Source organism: Mycobacterium sp. IS-1556, assembly GCF_001499985.1.
Classification (GTDB): domain Bacteria; phylum Actinomycetota; class Actinomycetes; order Mycobacteriales; family Mycobacteriaceae; genus Mycobacterium.
Genome location: NZ_LQIM01000023.1, coordinates 406,185 through 421,316 on the forward strand (window position 1 = coordinate 406,185; position 15,132 = coordinate 421,316).

The 15,132-nt window shown below is 69.1% G+C and carries 15 protein-coding genes; 10 read left to right on the top strand and 5 right to left on the bottom strand.

Translation table 11 applies throughout. The features are described from left to right. Nucleotides 1-10 precede the first annotated feature (10 nt). From mshB to AU187_RS15675, 3 genes are all read left to right on the top strand, one after another. The gene (mshB, locus tag AU187_RS15665; RefSeq protein ID WP_059097896.1) at nt 11-907 is read left to right on the top strand and encodes an N-acetyl-1-D-myo-inositol-2-amino-2-deoxy-alpha-D-glucopyranoside deacetylase; all 897 of its coding nucleotides are present in this window, start codon (nt 11-13) and stop codon (nt 905-907) included. 115 nt (nt 908-1,022) lie between these two features. Then, nucleotides 1,023-1,463 carry a hypothetical protein gene (locus tag AU187_RS15670; protein WP_502687762.1) on the top strand — a complete coding sequence of 147 codons (441 nt, stop codon included), beginning with the start codon at nt 1,023-1,025 and terminating at the stop codon, nt 1,461-1,463. A gap of 76 nt (nt 1,464-1,539) precedes the next feature. Beyond that, nucleotides 1,540-4,119 (top strand): bifunctional FO biosynthesis protein CofGH, encoded by a 2,580-nt coding sequence (locus AU187_RS15675; protein WP_059097895.1) that lies wholly within the window; start codon nt 1,540-1,542, stop codon nt 4,117-4,119. 99 nt (nt 4,120-4,218) lie between these two features. Here AU187_RS15675 and AU187_RS15680 read toward each other — a convergent pair whose 3' ends face one another. Beyond that, nucleotides 4,219-4,830 (bottom strand): DUF1353 domain-containing protein, encoded by a 612-nt coding sequence (locus AU187_RS15680; protein WP_059097894.1) that lies wholly within the window; start codon nt 4,828-4,830, stop codon nt 4,219-4,221. A gap of 276 nt (nt 4,831-5,106) precedes the next feature. Between AU187_RS15680 and fdxA the strand changes: the two genes are divergently transcribed. Next, nucleotides 5,107-5,430: a ferredoxin gene (fdxA, locus tag AU187_RS15685; protein ID WP_059097893.1), complete on the top strand. Its 324-nt coding sequence runs from the start codon at nt 5,107-5,109 to the stop codon at nt 5,428-5,430. After that, nucleotides 5,430-6,548, top strand: coding sequence for a succinyldiaminopimelate transaminase (dapC, locus tag AU187_RS15690; RefSeq protein WP_082683841.1), 1,119 nt, complete (start codon nt 5,430-5,432; stop codon nt 6,546-6,548). Before fdxA ends, dapC begins: the two co-directional genes overlap by 1 nt. A gap of 40 nt (nt 6,549-6,588) precedes the next feature. Here dapC and AU187_RS15695 read toward each other — a convergent pair whose 3' ends face one another. Then, nucleotides 6,589-8,211, bottom strand: a complete 1,623-nt coding sequence (locus AU187_RS15695) for a PucR family transcriptional regulator (RefSeq protein WP_059097891.1) — start codon at nt 8,209-8,211, stop codon at nt 6,589-6,591. 102 nt (nt 8,212-8,313) lie between these two features. Between AU187_RS15695 and pruA the strand changes: the two genes are divergently transcribed. Then, the gene (gene pruA / locus AU187_RS15700) at nt 8,314-9,948 is read left to right on the top strand and encodes an L-glutamate gamma-semialdehyde dehydrogenase (RefSeq protein WP_059166912.1); all 1,635 of its coding nucleotides are present in this window, start codon (nt 8,314-8,316) and stop codon (nt 9,946-9,948) included. Next, complete coding sequence (locus tag AU187_RS15705; RefSeq protein ID WP_059097889.1) at nt 9,949-10,926, top strand: proline dehydrogenase family protein; 978 nt, start codon at nt 9,949-9,951, stop codon at nt 10,924-10,926. It abuts the gene before it with no gap. Here AU187_RS15705 and AU187_RS15710 read toward each other — a convergent pair. The 3 genes from AU187_RS15710 to AU187_RS15720 form a co-directional block, all read right to left on the bottom strand. After that, nucleotides 10,923-11,426, bottom strand: coding sequence for an Rv2253 family sensor-like surface protein (locus tag AU187_RS15710; protein WP_059097888.1), 504 nt, complete (start codon nt 11,424-11,426; stop codon nt 10,923-10,925). The genes AU187_RS15705 and AU187_RS15710 overlap by 4 nt on opposite strands. 68 nt (nt 11,427-11,494) lie before the next feature. Beyond that, nucleotides 11,495-11,893 (bottom strand): YybH family protein, encoded by a 399-nt coding sequence (locus tag AU187_RS15715; protein WP_059097887.1) that lies wholly within the window; start codon nt 11,891-11,893, stop codon nt 11,495-11,497. A 195-nt stretch (nt 11,894-12,088) separates the two neighbouring features. Beyond that, nucleotides 12,089-12,625 carry an NUDIX domain-containing protein gene (locus AU187_RS15720; RefSeq protein WP_156425480.1) on the bottom strand — a complete coding sequence of 179 codons (537 nt, stop codon included), beginning with the start codon at nt 12,623-12,625 and terminating at the stop codon, nt 12,089-12,091. A 43-nt stretch (nt 12,626-12,668) separates the two neighbouring features. On the opposite strand from AU187_RS15720, the gene AU187_RS15725 reads away from it, so the two are divergent. The 3 genes from AU187_RS15725 to AU187_RS15735 are packed head-to-tail and all read left to right on the top strand — an operon-like array spanning nt 12,669 to nt 15,015. Further along, the gene (locus AU187_RS15725) at nt 12,669-14,069 is read left to right on the top strand and encodes an acyl-CoA synthetase (protein ID WP_059097886.1); all 1,401 of its coding nucleotides are present in this window, start codon (nt 12,669-12,671) and stop codon (nt 14,067-14,069) included. After that, nucleotides 14,066-14,416, top strand: coding sequence for a VOC family protein (locus tag AU187_RS15730; protein WP_059097885.1), 351 nt, complete (start codon nt 14,066-14,068; stop codon nt 14,414-14,416). Before AU187_RS15725 ends, AU187_RS15730 begins: the two co-directional genes overlap by 4 nt. Nucleotides 14,417-14,448: 32 nt before the next feature. Further along, nucleotides 14,449-15,015 carry a M15 family metallopeptidase gene (locus AU187_RS15735; protein ID WP_059097884.1) on the top strand — a complete coding sequence of 189 codons (567 nt, stop codon included), beginning with the start codon at nt 14,449-14,451 and terminating at the stop codon, nt 15,013-15,015. Nucleotides 15,016-15,132 lie beyond the last annotated feature (117 nt).

The following is a 15,132-nucleotide window of genomic DNA, read 5'->3' on the forward strand; positions in this document are numbered from 1 at the left end:
GCTGGTGCGAATGGAACCCAACACGGTTGACCGCGCCACCGGGCGGCTGTTGTTCGTGCACGCCCACCCCGACGACGAGACGCTGACCACGGGCGCCACGATCGCCCACTACGTCGCCCGCGGTGCGCAGGTGCGCGTCGTCACGTGCACGCTCGGCGAGGAGGGCGAGGTGATCGGCCAGCGGTGGGCAGGTCTGGCCGTCGACGCCGCCGACCAACTCGGCGGATACCGCATCGGCGAGTTGACCGCGGCCCTGGGCGCGCTGGGGATCGACGAACCGGAGTTCCTCGGTGGGGCCGGACGCTGGCGCGATTCCGGGATGACGGGCACGCCGCTACGACACCATCAGCGGTTCATCGACGCCGACCCCGACGAGGCGGTCGGCGCGCTGGTGGCGGTCATCCGCGAGCTGCGCCCCCACGTCGTCGTCACCTATGACCCGCAGGGCGGCTACGGCCACCCCGACCACGTCCACAGCCACGAGGTGACGATGGCCGCGGTCAGGGCAGCCGGCGCAACCGACGTTGCCGGTGAACCGTGGCGCGTGCCGAAGGTCTACTGGGCGGTGACGTCGAAGACCGCGATCGCCGAGGGGCTCGCAGCGATCGACGACGCGCCGCCGGAGTGGACGCGGGTGACGGTCGACGAGGTGCCGTTCGGCTATCCCGACGACGCGATCGACGCCATGATCGACGCGCCCGCGCAGTTGAGCGCCAAGGTCGCGGCGATGCGCGCCCACGCCACGCAGATCAGCGTCGCGCCGAACGGCCGCTCCTTCGCGCTGTCGAACAACATCGCGTTACCGGTCGGCGCGGTGGAGCACTACATCCTGGCTGCGGGCACACCCGGGGAACGCGACGACCGCGGCTGGGAAACCGACCTGCTCGCCGGACTGAACCTTCAATAGCGGTGCCGCGGGGAGTAAGCTGCACCGCAGTCAGCGGCGCCACGAAGGGACGGCACATGGATCAGGACCTCGATCCCAACCTGCAGCACTGGCAGGACCGGCTCGACAGCCTTCAGTGGGTGATCGGCTCGCTGACCGGAGTGCTGGACAGCATCCCGACCTGAGCTCGTCTACGTTCGCCACCACGGATCGTCGACGCGTGGCCGTGCTGACGCTGCTGGCCGTCGACGGGGCGCTGTGCGCGGTCGCGGCGGCCTTATTCCTTCCCGTACGCATCGGCTCGGTTCCGTTTCCCATCAGCGCGCTGATCGCCGGCCTTCTCAACGCCGCGTTGGTGTGGGCTGCGCTGCACTGGACCTCTTCGCCGCGGGTGGCGGCGTTGCCGTTGTGGACATGGCTGCTCACGGTGGCCCTGATGACACTGGGCGGGCCGGGAGACGACATCGTGTTCGGCGGGACCGGGGTCATGGAGTACGCGGCGCTGCTACTGATCGTGCTCGGTACCTTGCCGCCGGCGGCGGTGCTGTGGGGGCGCGTGAACCGGGGACTAGGGTGACCCGTATGTCAGGCGAAGCGGATCCCGGATGTGAGTCGCCAGGGATGATTCGCGTCGACGCCGGGGTTACAGGGGAGTGGCCCTGAACCCTCAGCGCGGCGCCGATCTGCCCGACCCGGTGATCCCACCGAAGTCCGATCAACCCAATCCTGCCGCTGTGCGGCGGGTGCTGCGGCGCGCCCGCGACGGGGTGGCGCTCAACGTCGACGAAGCCGCGATCGCGATGACCGCGCGCGGTGACGACCTCGCCGACCTGTGCGCCAGCGCGTCGCGGGTGCGCGACGCGGGTCTCGAGGCCGCGGCGCGGCGCGGAGCGACCGGGCGGCCACCGGTCAGCTACTCGCGCAAGGTGTTCATCCCGGTCACGCATCTGTGCCGCGACACCTGCCACTACTGCACCTTCGTCACGGTGCCGGGCCGCCTGCGCGCGCAGGGCATGGGCTTGTACATGGAGCCCGACGAGATTCTCGACGTGGCCCGTCGCGGCGCCGAACTCGGTTGCAAGGAAGCGTTGTTCACGCTCGGCGACCGCCCCGAGGCGCGGTGGGACGAGGCCCGCCGATGGCTCGACGAGCGTGGCTACGACTCGACGCTGGACTACGTGCGTGCGATGGCGATCCGCGTGCTCGAGGAGACGGGCCTGCTGCCGCACCTGAACCCGGGCGTGATGAGCTGGTCGGAGTTGTCGCGGCTCAAACCGGTCGCGCCATCGATGGGCATGATGCTCGAGACCACGTCGCGGCGGCTGTTCGAGACGAAGGGGCTGGCGCATTACGGCAGCCCCGACAAGGACCCCGAGGTTCGGTTGCGGACGCTGGCCGACGCGGGCCGGCTGTCGATCCCGTTCACCACCGGCCTGCTGGTCGGAATCGGTGAGACGCTTCACGAGCGCGCCGAGACCATCCACGCGATTCGTCGGTCGCACAAGGAGTTCGGGCACGTACAGGAAGTGATCGTGCAGAACTTCCGCGCCAAGGACCACACCGCGATGGCGTCGACCCCCGACGCGGCATTCGAGGACTTCCTGGCGACGGTGGCGGTCACCCGGTTGGTGATGGGGCCCAAGATGCGCATCCAGGCGCCGCCGAACCTGGTGTCACGCACCGAGTGTCTGGCCCTGATCGGCGCCGGCGTCGACGACTGGGGCGGCGTCTCGCCGTTGACTCCCGACCACGTCAACCCGGAGCGGCCGTGGCCGGCGCTCGACGAGTTGGCGACGGTGACCGCCGAAGCGGGATACGACCTGGTGCAGCGGTTGACCGCGCAACCGCAATACGTGCAGGCGGGCGCGGCGTGGATCGATCCGCGGGTGCGGGGCCACGTCGACGCGCTGGCAGACCCCGAGTCCGGGTTCGCGCTGGACGTCAACCCGGCGGGCCGACCGTGGCAGGAACCCGACGAGGCGTCGGAGTCGTTGGGGCGCACTGATCTTCACTCCGCGATCGATGCGACGGGCCGGCTCACCGACACCCGCAGCGACCTCGACAGTGCGTTCGGCGACTGGGAGTCGATCCGCGAGAAGGTCTCCGAACTGGCCGCCCGAGCGCCCGAACGCATCGACACCGACGTGCTGGCGGCGCTGCGCTCGGCCGAGCGGGATCCGGCCGGCCTGTCCGACGACGCGTACCTGGCGTTGGCGTGTGCCGACGGTCCGGCCCTCGACGCCGTTGCCGCGCTGGCGGATTCGCTGCGCCGTGACACCGTCGGTGACGACGTCACGTTCGTCGTCAACCGCAACATCAACTTCACCAACATCTGCTACACGGGCTGCCGGTTCTGCGCGTTCGCGCAACGCAAAGGCGACGCCGACGCCTACTCCCTGTCGGTCGACGAGGTCGCCGACCGTGCCTGGGAAGCGCACGTCGCAGGCGCGACCGAGGTGTGCATGCAGGGCGGCATCGATCCCGAACTGCCCGTCACCGGCTACGCCGATCTGGTGCGCGCGGTGAGGAAACGCGTGCCGTCGATGCACGTGCACGCGTTCTCGCCGATGGAGATCGCCAACGGCGTCACCCGCAGTGGGCTGTCGATTCGAGAGTGGCTGATCTCCTTGCGGGAGGCGGGGTTGGGAAGTATCCCCGGCACCGCCGCCGAGATCCTCGACGACGAGGTGCGGTGGGTGCTGACCAAGGGCAAGTTGCCGACGTCGATGTGGATCGAGGTCGTGACGACCGCGCACGAGGTCGGGCTGCGCTCCAGTTCGACGATGATGTACGGGCACGTCGACCAGCCGCGGCACTGGGTCGGCCACCTGCGGGTGCTACGCGAAATTCAGGACCGCACAGGCGGTTTCACCGAGTTCGTGCCGCTGCCGTTCGTACACCAGAGCTCGCCGCTGTATTTGGCCGGCGGCGCCAGGCCGGGCCCGTCGCACCGCGACAACCGCGCGGTGCATGCGCTCGCGCGAATCATGTTGCACGGCAGGATCGCCAACATCCAGACCAGTTGGGTCAAGCTCGGCGTGGAGCGTACGCAGGTGATGCTCAACGGCGGCGCCAACGACCTCGGCGGCACGCTGATGGAGGAGACGATCTCGCGGATGGCCGGCTCGGAGTTCGGCTCGTACAAGACGGTCGAGGACCTCGTCGCGATCGCCGAAGGCATCGGCCGCCCGGCCCGCCAGCGCTCCACGACGTACGCCCCACTGGCCGCGTAGCTACCTCAGCGCTCCCTTCAGCGCGAGCGACCGCGTTTGTTCCCCGACACGCCGCAATTGGTGTGCAATTCGGGGTCGCTCGCGCCCGTCGAGTGACCGTCAGGTCTTCAACTGCAGCGGTGGTGGCGTCTCGTCGGGCACCACGAGCGCGATGGCCGATTCGAGCAGCCAGAACACCACGGTCGAAACCAGGATCGCCGCCGCGGGTACGACGATGATCGGCGCGGCGACGAGCAGCACGAGAAGCGTCGCGCCGGGAAGGTCCTTCCACCACCCCGCACCACCTTTGCCCTGCAAGATCGCGGACAGCCGCACCGTGGCCCAGATGATCCAGCGACGCAGCAGGCTCACGCCATCGCGTTGCATCTGCAGGCGGAAGCGGTAGTCGGCGGCCCGGCGATCGCACCCCGTGCGCTCGGGGAAGCGCCAGAGGTAGTCGTGAAGCACGGCCGCACGCGCGTAGCGGCCGGCGCGTGGGACGAACCAGGCGACCACGCCGGGCACTGACACCAGGTCGGTCGGAAAGTCGGCGGGGACCTCGAATCGCTCGTTGGGCCCCTCGAACCGGAGGGGTTGCGTGGTTCGCCACTCGTCCCAGGCGCTCTCCCTGAAGAACCTCTTGGCGGCGCGCACGGCGTCGAGTTCGTCGGCGGTCAGTTGGCGGACATGCAGGACAGCGGTCCTGTCGACCGGAGGTGCACAGCGTTCCATCCCGCAGGTATAGCAAGGTCGGAGGCGACAAGGGGCGATGCTGAGCAGTCGACCAGCAGATCCGGGCGAATCCGGGGTGTCTGTTGGGCAGCTGTATGTGCAACGTCTAGTATCAGTAACCACGCGCAACCCCTAAACCGGGTTGCGCGTGAAGTTAGGGCACACTGAGACGACCGTCCAGGTACCGGCGACGGATACTTGCGGCTGAGCTCAGATGCCCTACCCCGTACGGCAGCCCACCGGACAGGAGATCGAGGAGACCTTGAGGAGAACACGGTGACGTACGTCATTGCCGAACCTTGTGTCGACGTCAAAGACAAGGCGTGCATCGAGGAATGCCCAGTCGACTGCATCTACGAGGGCGCCCGCATGCTCTACATCCATCCGGACGAATGCGTGGACTGCGGTGCCTGTGAACCGGTGTGCCCGGTCGAGGCCATCTATTACGAGGACGATGTGCCCGACCAGTGGAGCAGCTACACCCAGATCAACGCCGACTTCTTCGCCGAGCTCGGCTCGCCCGGCGGCGCGTCCAAGGTGGGGCAGACCGACAACGATCCGGAGGCGGTCAAGAGCCTGCCGCCGCAAGGTGAGGACTGATAACGGCTCGCGCCGGGCTTCGTAAGCGCGTCTCGGCGGCGCTGCCGGCTTTCCCCTGGGACACGCTGGCCGACGTCACCGCGCTGGCCCGGGCACACCCCGACGGCATCGTCGATCTGTCGGTCGGCACACCGGTGGACGAGGTAGCTCCGGTCGTCCGGCAGGCACTGGCCGCGGCCGGTTCCTCGCCCGGCTACCCGACCACCGCGGGCACCCCAGCGCTGCGGGCCGCGGCGGTCAATGCGCTGGCGCGGCGCTACGGTGTCTCGGGCCTGGCTGACGGCGCGGTGCTGCCGGTGATCGGCACCAAGGAGCTCATCGCCTGGTTGCCGACGTTGCTGGGCCTCGGTCCCGACGACGCGGTGGTGGCGCCCGAACTCGCCTATCCGACTTACGAAGTCGGCGCGCGCCTGGCCGGCACGCAGTTCCTGCGCGCCGACTCGCTGACCCAACTAGGCCCGCAGACGCCCGCGCTGGTGTACCTGAACTCGCCGAGCAATCCGACCGGCAAGGTGCTCGGCGCCGACCACTTGCGCAAGGTCGTCGGCTGGGCGCGCGAACGGGGCGTCCTGATCGCCTCCGACGAGTGCTACCTCGGACTCGGCTGGGACACCCAACCGTTGTCGGTCCTGCACCCGTCGATCAGCGGCGGCGACCACACCGGGCTGCTGGCCGTTCATTCGTTGTCGAAGACGTCGTCGCTGGCGGGCTACCGGGCGGGTTTCGTCGCCGGCGATCCGAACGTCGTCGCCGAGCTGCTGGCCGTCCGCAAACACGCGGGCATGATGGTGCCGACGCCGGTACAGGCGGCCATGGTCGCCGCGCTCGACGACGACGAGCACGAGCGCGAACAGCGGGCCCGCTATGCGCGGCGGCGCGACGTCCTGCTACCCGCCCTGCGTTCTGCCGGGCTGAGCGTCGATGACTCCGAGGCGGGGCTGTATCTGTGGGCGACCCGCGGCGAGCCGTGCCGGGACACCGTCGCCTGGCTGGCGCAACGCGGAATCCTGGTCGCACCCGGCGAGTTCTACGGCCCCCGCGGCACCACGCATGTCAGGGTGGCGCTGACAGCGACCGATGAACGGATTTCGGCAGCGGCGCAACGGCTTACGAGCTGACATCCTCTCTACCGAGCAGACGCGAAGTGCCCTGAAACCCTCAATATTTTGAGCGGTTTGCGTCTTCTCGCGCCAACGGTTCCGTCGCGCGCAAGCCGAGCGCGAGCACCAGGCGGTCGTCGGGATCTTCCAGCGAGGTCGACAACAGCTTCTCGATGCGACGGATGCGGTAGCGCACGGTGTTCGGATGCACGTGCAACCGTGCTGCGACCGCGGCGATGTCGCCGAACCCGTCGAGATACGCCCCGAGAGTCTCGGCGAGCATCGGATCCTGCTCGCGCAGTTGACGTACCCGCGGGTCGATCAGGCGCGGCTGCGCGGCCACCCGAGACACGATCTCGTCGAGGAGCACGGTGGTGCGCGCGTCGGCGAGCGAGGTGACGCGTCCGATCGCGCCGGGGTGACGGGCAGCGCTGTCGAGCACCCGGTCCACCTCGGCGCGGGCATTCGCGGCGGCCGCCAAACCCGCGAGCGGGGCGGCGACGACCGCCCGCAGCGAGCGCCCGAGCTCGCGGTCCAGGGTCGACACGACACCGCGCGCCCAGGACATCACCGACGACGGCGCCCCGATCTGGGGCAGCAGCACGTAGACCCGGCCGTTGTCCGACGCGACTTGTGCATCGGCACGAAAAGCGCTGGCGCTCAGCGCGATGACGTCCGGCGGCGCCGGACACTGCGCATCTGCGAAGCCCACAAGTGCGGCACGGCTGTCGGTCGCGATGCCCAGTTCCCGGGCGAGCGTGACTACTTCGACGTCGTCGCCGGAAAGCCCGAGCAGCTCTCGCACCTGCCGGGTGTGGGTGGACGGAGACGCCGACAGTCTGGACATGATCCGGGCCGCCAGCACCGCACCGCCTCGCAGCACGTCGTCGACGTCGTCGGCCAAGGGTGCCGAACCCTGTTGCAGCCAAATGGTTCCCGCGTACCGCGACCCTCGCGGCACGATTGCGTCGGGCACGTGGACGCCGACCGCCAGCCGCGGTCGCAACCCCAACTCCGGTCGCTCGGCGACGCGCACGACGTCGGTGCTCGAACGCAGGGCGTCGAAGATGCCCCACTGGCCGATCCAGGCGAGGTGCTCGGGCGGGCCGGCGCGGCCGAGGATGGTCAACCGGCGCAATTCGTCGGCCTCGTCGTTGGACGCGGAATAGGCGAGCACATGGGAGTCCTCGTCTTCGATGCTGATCATGCCGCGGGTTCGGTCGGCGATGGACTGGGCCAGACCGAACAGGTCGGTGCCCGGGTCATGGTGCGGGTCGCCGCGATCGCCGTGGTGGTCGAACGCGTGGTTCACCAAGCGGTACAAGGACTCCCAGCGAGCCCGCGGTTCGACGGCCACCACCGCGGCGCCCAGCGCGACCGCCCGTTCGACAACGGTGGCAGACGGTTCCTTGACGAAGATCGCCGCGGGCGCTCGGCCGGTGCCGGTGAACTGCCGCTCGAGCCAGCGCTCTGCGTCCGCATCGGAGACGCCGAGCAGGAAGAACAGGTCCGCCGAACCGGGACCGACGGCCAGTCCCAACCGGACGTCATCGGCGTCGACGAGCGCGACCGATCCGACCGGCATGTCCAGCCCGCGCGGCGCATCGATCAGCGTCACCATGGTGCGGTCCAGCGCCAACAGCAGCTGGCCGAGGCCGAGGCCGGTGGTTCGCGGGTCCATTGGGTCCACTGCACGCCCCTTTGTGTGATCCGACTATAGCCCGGCAACGGTCTTGTCGGATCGACCATCGGCAGGGCGGCCGCATCCGAGCATCATTTCGGCATGGATGCCATCATCGACGTGCCCCTTCCGGCCAACGAGCCGGTACGCGACTATGCGCCTGGTTCGGGTGAGCGCACCCGTCTTCTCGAAGCTCTGAGCTCCGTCGCGACGGAGCCGGTGGACCTGCCGCACGTCATCGGCGGGCGCCGCCGAATGGGTGACGGTGACCGTGTCGACGTGGTGCAGCCGCACCGCCACTCCGACCCGTCCGGGCGGCTGGGCACCCTCACCAACGCCACGCACGCCGACGCCGTCGCCGCCATCGACGCCGCGATGGCCGCGAAAGCGGACTGGGAGGCCACCCCGTTCGACGACCGCGCAGCCGTCTTCCTGCGCGCAGCCGAGCTGCTCGCCGGACCGTGGCGCGAGACGATCTGCGCCGCCACGATGCTCGGCCAGTCCAAGTCGGCGTATCAGGCCGAGATCGATGCGGCGTGCGAACTGATCGACTTCTGGCGGTTCAACGTCGCCTTCGCGCGCGGAATCCTTGCCCAGCAACCGATCAGCGTGCGCGGCATCCGCAACCGGACCGACTATCGACCGCTGGACGGATTCGTCTATGCGATCACCCCGTTCAACTTCACCGCTATCGCGGGCAACCTCCCGACGGCGCCCGCGCTGATGGGCAACACGGTGGTGTGGAAGCCCTCGCCCACCCAGACGTTCGCCGCCTACCTGACGATGCAGTTGCTCGAGGCCGCGGGTCTGCCGCCAGGGGTGATCAACCTGCTCACCGGTGATGGGGTGGCGGTTTCCGATGTGGCGCTGGCCGATCCGCGGCTGGCGGGCATCCACTTCACCGGGTCGACGACGACGTTCCAGCACCTGTGGCGGGAGGTCGGCACCAACATCGACCGCTACCACGGCTATCCGCGACTGGTCGGTGAGACCGGCGGCAAAGACTTCGTCATCGCGCATGCCAGCGCACGCCCCGACGTCCTGCGGACCGCGCTGATCCGCGGCGCCTTCGACTATCAGGGGCAGAAGTGCTCGGCGGCGTCGCGGGCGTTCATCCCGCGGACGGTTTGGCAGCAGATGGGCGACGACTTCCTGTCGGCGACCGAAGCGCTGCGCTATGGCGACGTCGCCGACCTGTCGAATTTCGGTGGCGCGCTGATCGACGACCGGGCCTTCGCCAAGAACGTCAAGGCTATTGAGAGGGCGAAGAACGCCCCGGTGACGATCGCCGTTGGCGGCGAATACGACGACAGCGAAGGCTATTTCGTGCGGCCGACCGTCCTGTTGTCCGACGACCCGACCGACGAGGCGTTCTGCACCGAGTACTTCGGGCCGATCCTCGCAGTGCACGTCTATCCGGACGACGACTACGACCGCATCCTCGACGTCGTCGAAACCGGTGTCAGGTACGCGCTGACCGGCGCGGTCATCGCCGATGACCGCGCCGCGGTGCTGCGGGCGCAACGGCGACTTCGCCACGCGGCGGGCAACTTCTACGTCAACGACAAGCCCACCGGAGCGGTCGTCGGGCAACAGCCCTTCGGTGGCTCGCGGGCGTCGGGGACCAACGACAAGGCGGGCTCGGCGCTGAACCTGCTGCGATGGACATCGGCGCGCTCGATCAAGGAGACCTTCGTGCCGCCCACCGATCACAACTATCCCCACATGGGGGTCTGAATGCGCGTGTTCGAGCGGGTGGTGCGCCCGGCGATCATGGCCGCCGGTCGGCGCGAAGGTCTGCGCAGAGCCGCCGAGCGGCTGCCCATGACACGCGACGTCGTGCACCGGTTCGTACCGGGTGAAACGGTGCCCGAGGTGCTCGACTCCGTTGCGCGCCTGCGTGACTCGAACCGTCTTGTCTCGATCGACCACCTCGGTGAGGACGTCACTGACGTCGACGCGGCGACCGCGAACGTCGACGCGTATCTCCGGCTGCTCGACGGCCTCGCGCGGCGTGGGGAAGCGCGGGCCGAGAGGCGGACCGGGGTGCCGCCGCTCGAGGTGTCGGTGAAACTGTCGGCGCTCGGGCAGGCGCTGGCCCGCGACGGGGACAAGATCGCGCTGGAGAACGCCCATACCATCTGCGAGCGGGCACAACGAGCGGGCGTATGGGTGACGGTGGACGCCGAAGACCACACCACCACCGACTCGACACTGGCGATCGTGCGCGATCTGCGCACAGAGTTCGGTTGGCTGGGAACGGCTCTGCAGGCCTATCTGAAACGCACCCACGCCGACTGTGAGGCGTTCGCCGCGTCCGGCGCGCGGATTCGCCTGTGCAAGGGCGCATACGACGAGCCGGCGTCAGTGGCCTACCGCGACCGCCACGACGTCACCGACTCCTACCTGCGCTGCCTGCGGATACTGATGGCGGGCGACGGCTACCCGATGGTCGCCTCCCACGACCCCGCTGTCATCGCAGCGGTGCCCGCGCTGGTGCGTGAGAACAACCGCGGCCGTGACGATTTCGAATACCAGATGCTGTACGGCATTCGCGACGCCGAGCAGCGCAGGCTCGCCGACGCGGGAGACCATGTGCGGGTGTACGTGCCGTTCGGCACTCAGTGGTACGGCTACTTCGTGCGCAGGCTCGCCGAACGTCCCGCCAACTTGGTGTTCTTCCTGCGGGCGCTGGCCGAACGCGGGACGAACTAGACGGGGCGGGCGGCGACCGGCATCACGACGGTGCCGCGGCACGCTCCGGCCAGAATCTCGGTGCGCCACGTCCCGAACAGTGATCCGTCGATGTCGGGCGCGTAGAACACCTTCGATCGTGCCGGCGCGTACTCGCTGGGCACGCCGTCGCCGCGGAAGCATTCCCACTGCCAGTTGTATGCGTACTGCCACCTTGACCCGTCCCAGGTGTAGCGAACCGGTTGGGGGATGGTTGGGTTACTCGGCGCAGGTCCCTCCACGACGGTGGCCACGCACAGCCCCGTCGAGCAGTCGGTCACCAGGTCGTACTGCGCGGCGAAGTCGGGTTCGGCCTGAGCGGCCGCGATACTGCTGCCCATCTTGTCGGACGCGTAGGTGACGATCTCGTAGCGTCCATTCCATGCCGGGTTCGCTGCGACGGCCAGCGGCAGCACCGAAAAGCTCGCGGCCGCAGCACAAGTCACGCCAAAGACCGCGCTGGTCAGACGGCGGGCAGACATGGCCGAAACGGTAATCGACCAGCCGCCGGAAAGCTCTACGACACGGTTTGCCGACGGCTACGAGACCATCACGGATTCGTATCGGCGAACGAGTGGTGCTCGTGGGTGACGACCCAGCGGCCGTCGCGTTTGCGCAATCCGATGGTCAGCCGCAGCCGGTTCTCGGGGTCGGCCGCCAGCTCGGCGGGCTTGCCGCAGCGCAGCAGTGCCCACGCGAACGCGACGTCGGCGCCCACGGTGAGGTCGAGTTCGACGATCTCGAACACCGCGCCCTGTCGCTGCCATTCGAAGAACGGTGGCCAACAGTCCCGGTACTCGTCGATGCCGCGGACGCCGCGGTGCGGCGGTGGCACGTCGAACATCACGATGTCCGCGTCATGGTCGGCCACAACGGAATCCAAGTCACCGCCGTGCACCGCCGCGGCCCACCGGACGATCAACTCGCGGATGGCCTCTTCGTCACTCACCGGGGCGGGCGCTTCCGAGTCTCGTCGCAGCCCGCGGACGCCACGAGCACGTAGCCGGCCCCGCCGAACAACAGGGGCATCATCGCCATCATCCCGTACAGCGCGGTCATCGTGTCACCCCTTTCGTTCGTCCTACTGGTTACAACGAGATAGACCGCCGTACGGTTCGAAACTCATCGCGCCGGCACGGGTGAGTCAGCGCTCCGCGAGCAACAGCAGCGCCCACGCGGCGATCGACTGCGCGTCGGTGATAACCCCGTCACGCATCATTTGCTCCACCTCGGCACGGCTGAACCATTCGCTGTGCATGTCCTGTTCCTCATGCTCGCGGTCGTGATCGCCCTCGGTGATGTCCGTCGCGAGGAACACCCAGCCGCGCTGGCTGCTCATCCCGGGCGCCACGTCGAGCCGGCCCAGGACCCTCAGGTGCGACGCCCGCAGCCCGGTCTCCTCGCGTAGTTCGCGCGCTGCCAGGTCGGCCGGCTCGAGATGCCGCCGCTCGGGCGCGGTGCCCTGCGGGAACTCCCAGCGCCGCAAGCCCAGCGGATAACGGAACTGCTCGACGAGCCGAAATCGGTCACCGTCCCGCGCGATCACCAACGCATACGTCGGCTTGTCGACGACCGCGTAGATCCCGCTGCTGCCGTCGGGCCTGCGGATGTCGTCCTCACGCAGCGTCATCCAGTTGTTCCGGTAGACCTCGCGCGTCGCCAGCCGCTCGATGTGAGTCACGCGACCCAGTATCGCCGAGCCGATGTGGGTAACCTCGCTGGTTATGCTCCTGGCTTCGCTCAACCCCGCCGCGGTGGCGGGCGGCGCCGACATCGGGGACGCGGTCCGTGTCGACGGGGCGGTGCTGAGTCGCAGCGATCTGGTCGGTGCCGCCACGTCGGTCGCCGAGCGGGTGGCGGGCGCGCGCCGGGTCGCGGTGCTGGCCACTCCCACCGTGTCGACCGTGCTTGCGGTGACCGGTTGCCTGATCGCCGGGGTGCCCGTCGTGCCGGTGCCCGCCGACGTCGGTGCCGCCGAACGCAGGCACATCCTGACCGACTCCGGCGCGCAGGCGTGGCTGGGGGACAAGCCGGCCGAGACCGACGGGCTGCAACACGTGCCGGTACGGCTGCACGCCCGTTCCTGGCACCGCTACGCCGAACCGCCCGCCGACTCGGCGGCGTTGATCATCTACACCTCGGGCACGACCGGCCCGCCCAAGGGCGTCGTGCTGAGCCGCCGCGCGATCGCCGCCGATATCGACGCGCTCGCCGAAGCGTGGCAATGGACGCCCGATGACACCTTGGTGCACGGCCTGCCGCTGTACCACGTACACGGGTTGGTGCTGGGGCTGCTCGGCTCGCTGCGCATCGGAAACCGGTTCGTGCACACCGGGAAACCGACCCCACAGGCGTATGCGGCGGCCGGCGGCTCGTTGTACTTCGGCGTGCCGACCGTGTGGTCGAGGGTGGCCGACGACCGCGAGTCGGCGACGGCGCTGCGGTCGGCGCGGCTGCTGGTTTCGGGCAGCGCGCCGCTGCCGGTGCCGGTGTTCGACAACGTGGTTCGGTTGACCGGGCACCGGCCGGTCGAACGCTATGGCTCGACCGAGTCGCTGATCACGATCAGCACCAGGGCCGACGGTGAGCGCAGGCCCGGTTGGGTGGGCCTGCCGCTGACCGGTGTCGAGACCCGGTTGGTCGACGAGGACGGCGCCGCCGTTCCACACGACGGGGAAACCATTGGGCGACTGGATGTTCGCGGTGACACGCTGTTCGACGGTTACCTCAACCGCCCCGACGCCACCGCGGAGGCGGTCGATGCCGACGGCTGGTACCGCACCGGCGACGCCGCGGTCGTGGGAGCCGACGGGATGCACCGCATCGTCGGCCGCGAGTCCGTCGACCTGATCAAGACGGGCGGGTTCCGCGTCGGCGCGGGGGAGATCGAGACCGCGCTGCTCGGACACCCCGGCGTGCGGGAGGCGGCCGTCGTCGGTGTTTCCGACGACGACCTGGGGCAGCGCATCGTCGCGTTCGTCGTGGGTGACGCTAGCGCGGAGGCGCTCATCGACTATGTGGCGCAGGAGCTTTCGGCGCACAAGCGCCCGCGCGAGGTGCGGCTGGTGAAGGAGCTGCCGCGCAACGCCATGGGCAAGGTGCTCAAGAAGGAGCTGGCACGATGACGCTCAAGTTCGACGAGATCTGCATCGACTCGCACGACGCCTCCGCGCTGGGGCGGTGGTGGTCGCAGGTGCTGGGCTGGGCCCACGAGGTCGACGACGACGGCGACGTGGTGTTGCACGCGCCGCCCGGGGCCGGGCCGAACTGGTTGTTTCTGGCGGTACCCGATGACAAAGTCGTCAAGAACCGGATTCACTTCGACTTTCGCCCCGACGATCAGCGGGCCGAGGTCGAGCGCGTCCTCGGCCTCGGTGCTCGGCGCGTCGACATCGGTCAGGGCGACGCGAGCTGGGTCGTGCTGGCCGATCCGGAGGGAAACGAATTCTGCATCCTCGCCGCCACCTCCTGACTATTGCGCGTGGGCCCACGCGGCAGCTGGGGATGTGCGTCCTGTCCACGCTCGCGCTCGCTTCGGCGTGCGCAATCGTCGCGTGCGGAACGTCCGAACCGGCGCCGGCTCCGAGACCCGCCCTCGGGCAGGAGACGCTGAGCATCGGACCGGCCGCGCAGGACACCGTCGGCGGTTGGCTGCCCGAGGGCACGACGCTGAGCCCGTTTGACACCGACGACCCGATCGTCGGCTGGCTGGACCCCGAGCTGCTCGAGGCGGTCCAGGAGGCGGCTCGTCAGGCCCGAGCTGAGGGCGTCGACATCCGCGTCAACTCGGGTTGGCGATCGAAGGGATTCCAGGAGCGGCTCTTCGCCGACGGTGTCGAACGCTACGGAAGTATCGAGGCGGCACGGGAATTCGTGGCCTCACCGGAGAAGTCGAAGCACGTCACCGGCGAAGCCGTGGACATAGCGCCGGTCGAGGCCGACAGGTGGCTGATCGCCAACGGACGCGAGTTCGGGCTCTGTCAGATCTATGCGAACGAGATATGGCACTTCGAGCTGGCCGCCGTCGACGGACGCTGTCCGCCGCTGAAACCGAACGCGGCGGCGGGTTGAGTACGTCCCCAGCTGCGCGGGGGCGGCCCTCGTTGCCCGCGAGCGACCGCTCAATGCACGCCCCAGCCGGCGTGTCGCCGTGCAGACGCGGTCGCTCGCGCAGAAGAAAAGAGGGGG

Bases quoted from the DNA above. Each gene is read 5' to 3' on its own strand.
- mshB (WP_059097896.1), top strand. From the start codon at position 11: ATGGAACCCAACACGGTTGACCGCGCCACCGGGCGGCTGTTGTTCGTG.
- AU187_RS15680 (WP_059097894.1), bottom strand. From the start codon at position 4,830: ATGGAACGCTGTGCACCTCCGGTCGACAGGACCGCTGTCCTGCATGTC.
- AU187_RS15695 (WP_059097891.1), bottom strand. From the start codon at position 8,211: ATGGACCCGCGAACCACCGGCCTCGGCCTCGGCCAGCTGCTGTTGGCG.
- pruA (WP_059166912.1), top strand. From the start codon at position 8,314: ATGGATGCCATCATCGACGTGCCCCTTCCGGCCAACGAGCCGGTACGC.
- AU187_RS15705 (WP_059097889.1), top strand. From the start codon at position 9,949: ATGCGCGTGTTCGAGCGGGTGGTGCGCCCGGCGATCATGGCCGCCGGT.
- AU187_RS15710 (WP_059097888.1), bottom strand. From the start codon at position 11,426: ATGTCTGCCCGCCGTCTGACCAGCGCGGTCTTTGGCGTGACTTGTGCT.
- AU187_RS15725 (WP_059097886.1), top strand. From the start codon at position 12,669: ATGCTCCTGGCTTCGCTCAACCCCGCCGCGGTGGCGGGCGGCGCCGAC.
- AU187_RS15730 (WP_059097885.1), top strand. From the start codon at position 14,066: ATGACGCTCAAGTTCGACGAGATCTGCATCGACTCGCACGACGCCTCC.
- AU187_RS15735 (WP_059097884.1), top strand. From the start codon at position 14,449: ATGTGCGTCCTGTCCACGCTCGCGCTCGCTTCGGCGTGCGCAATCGTC.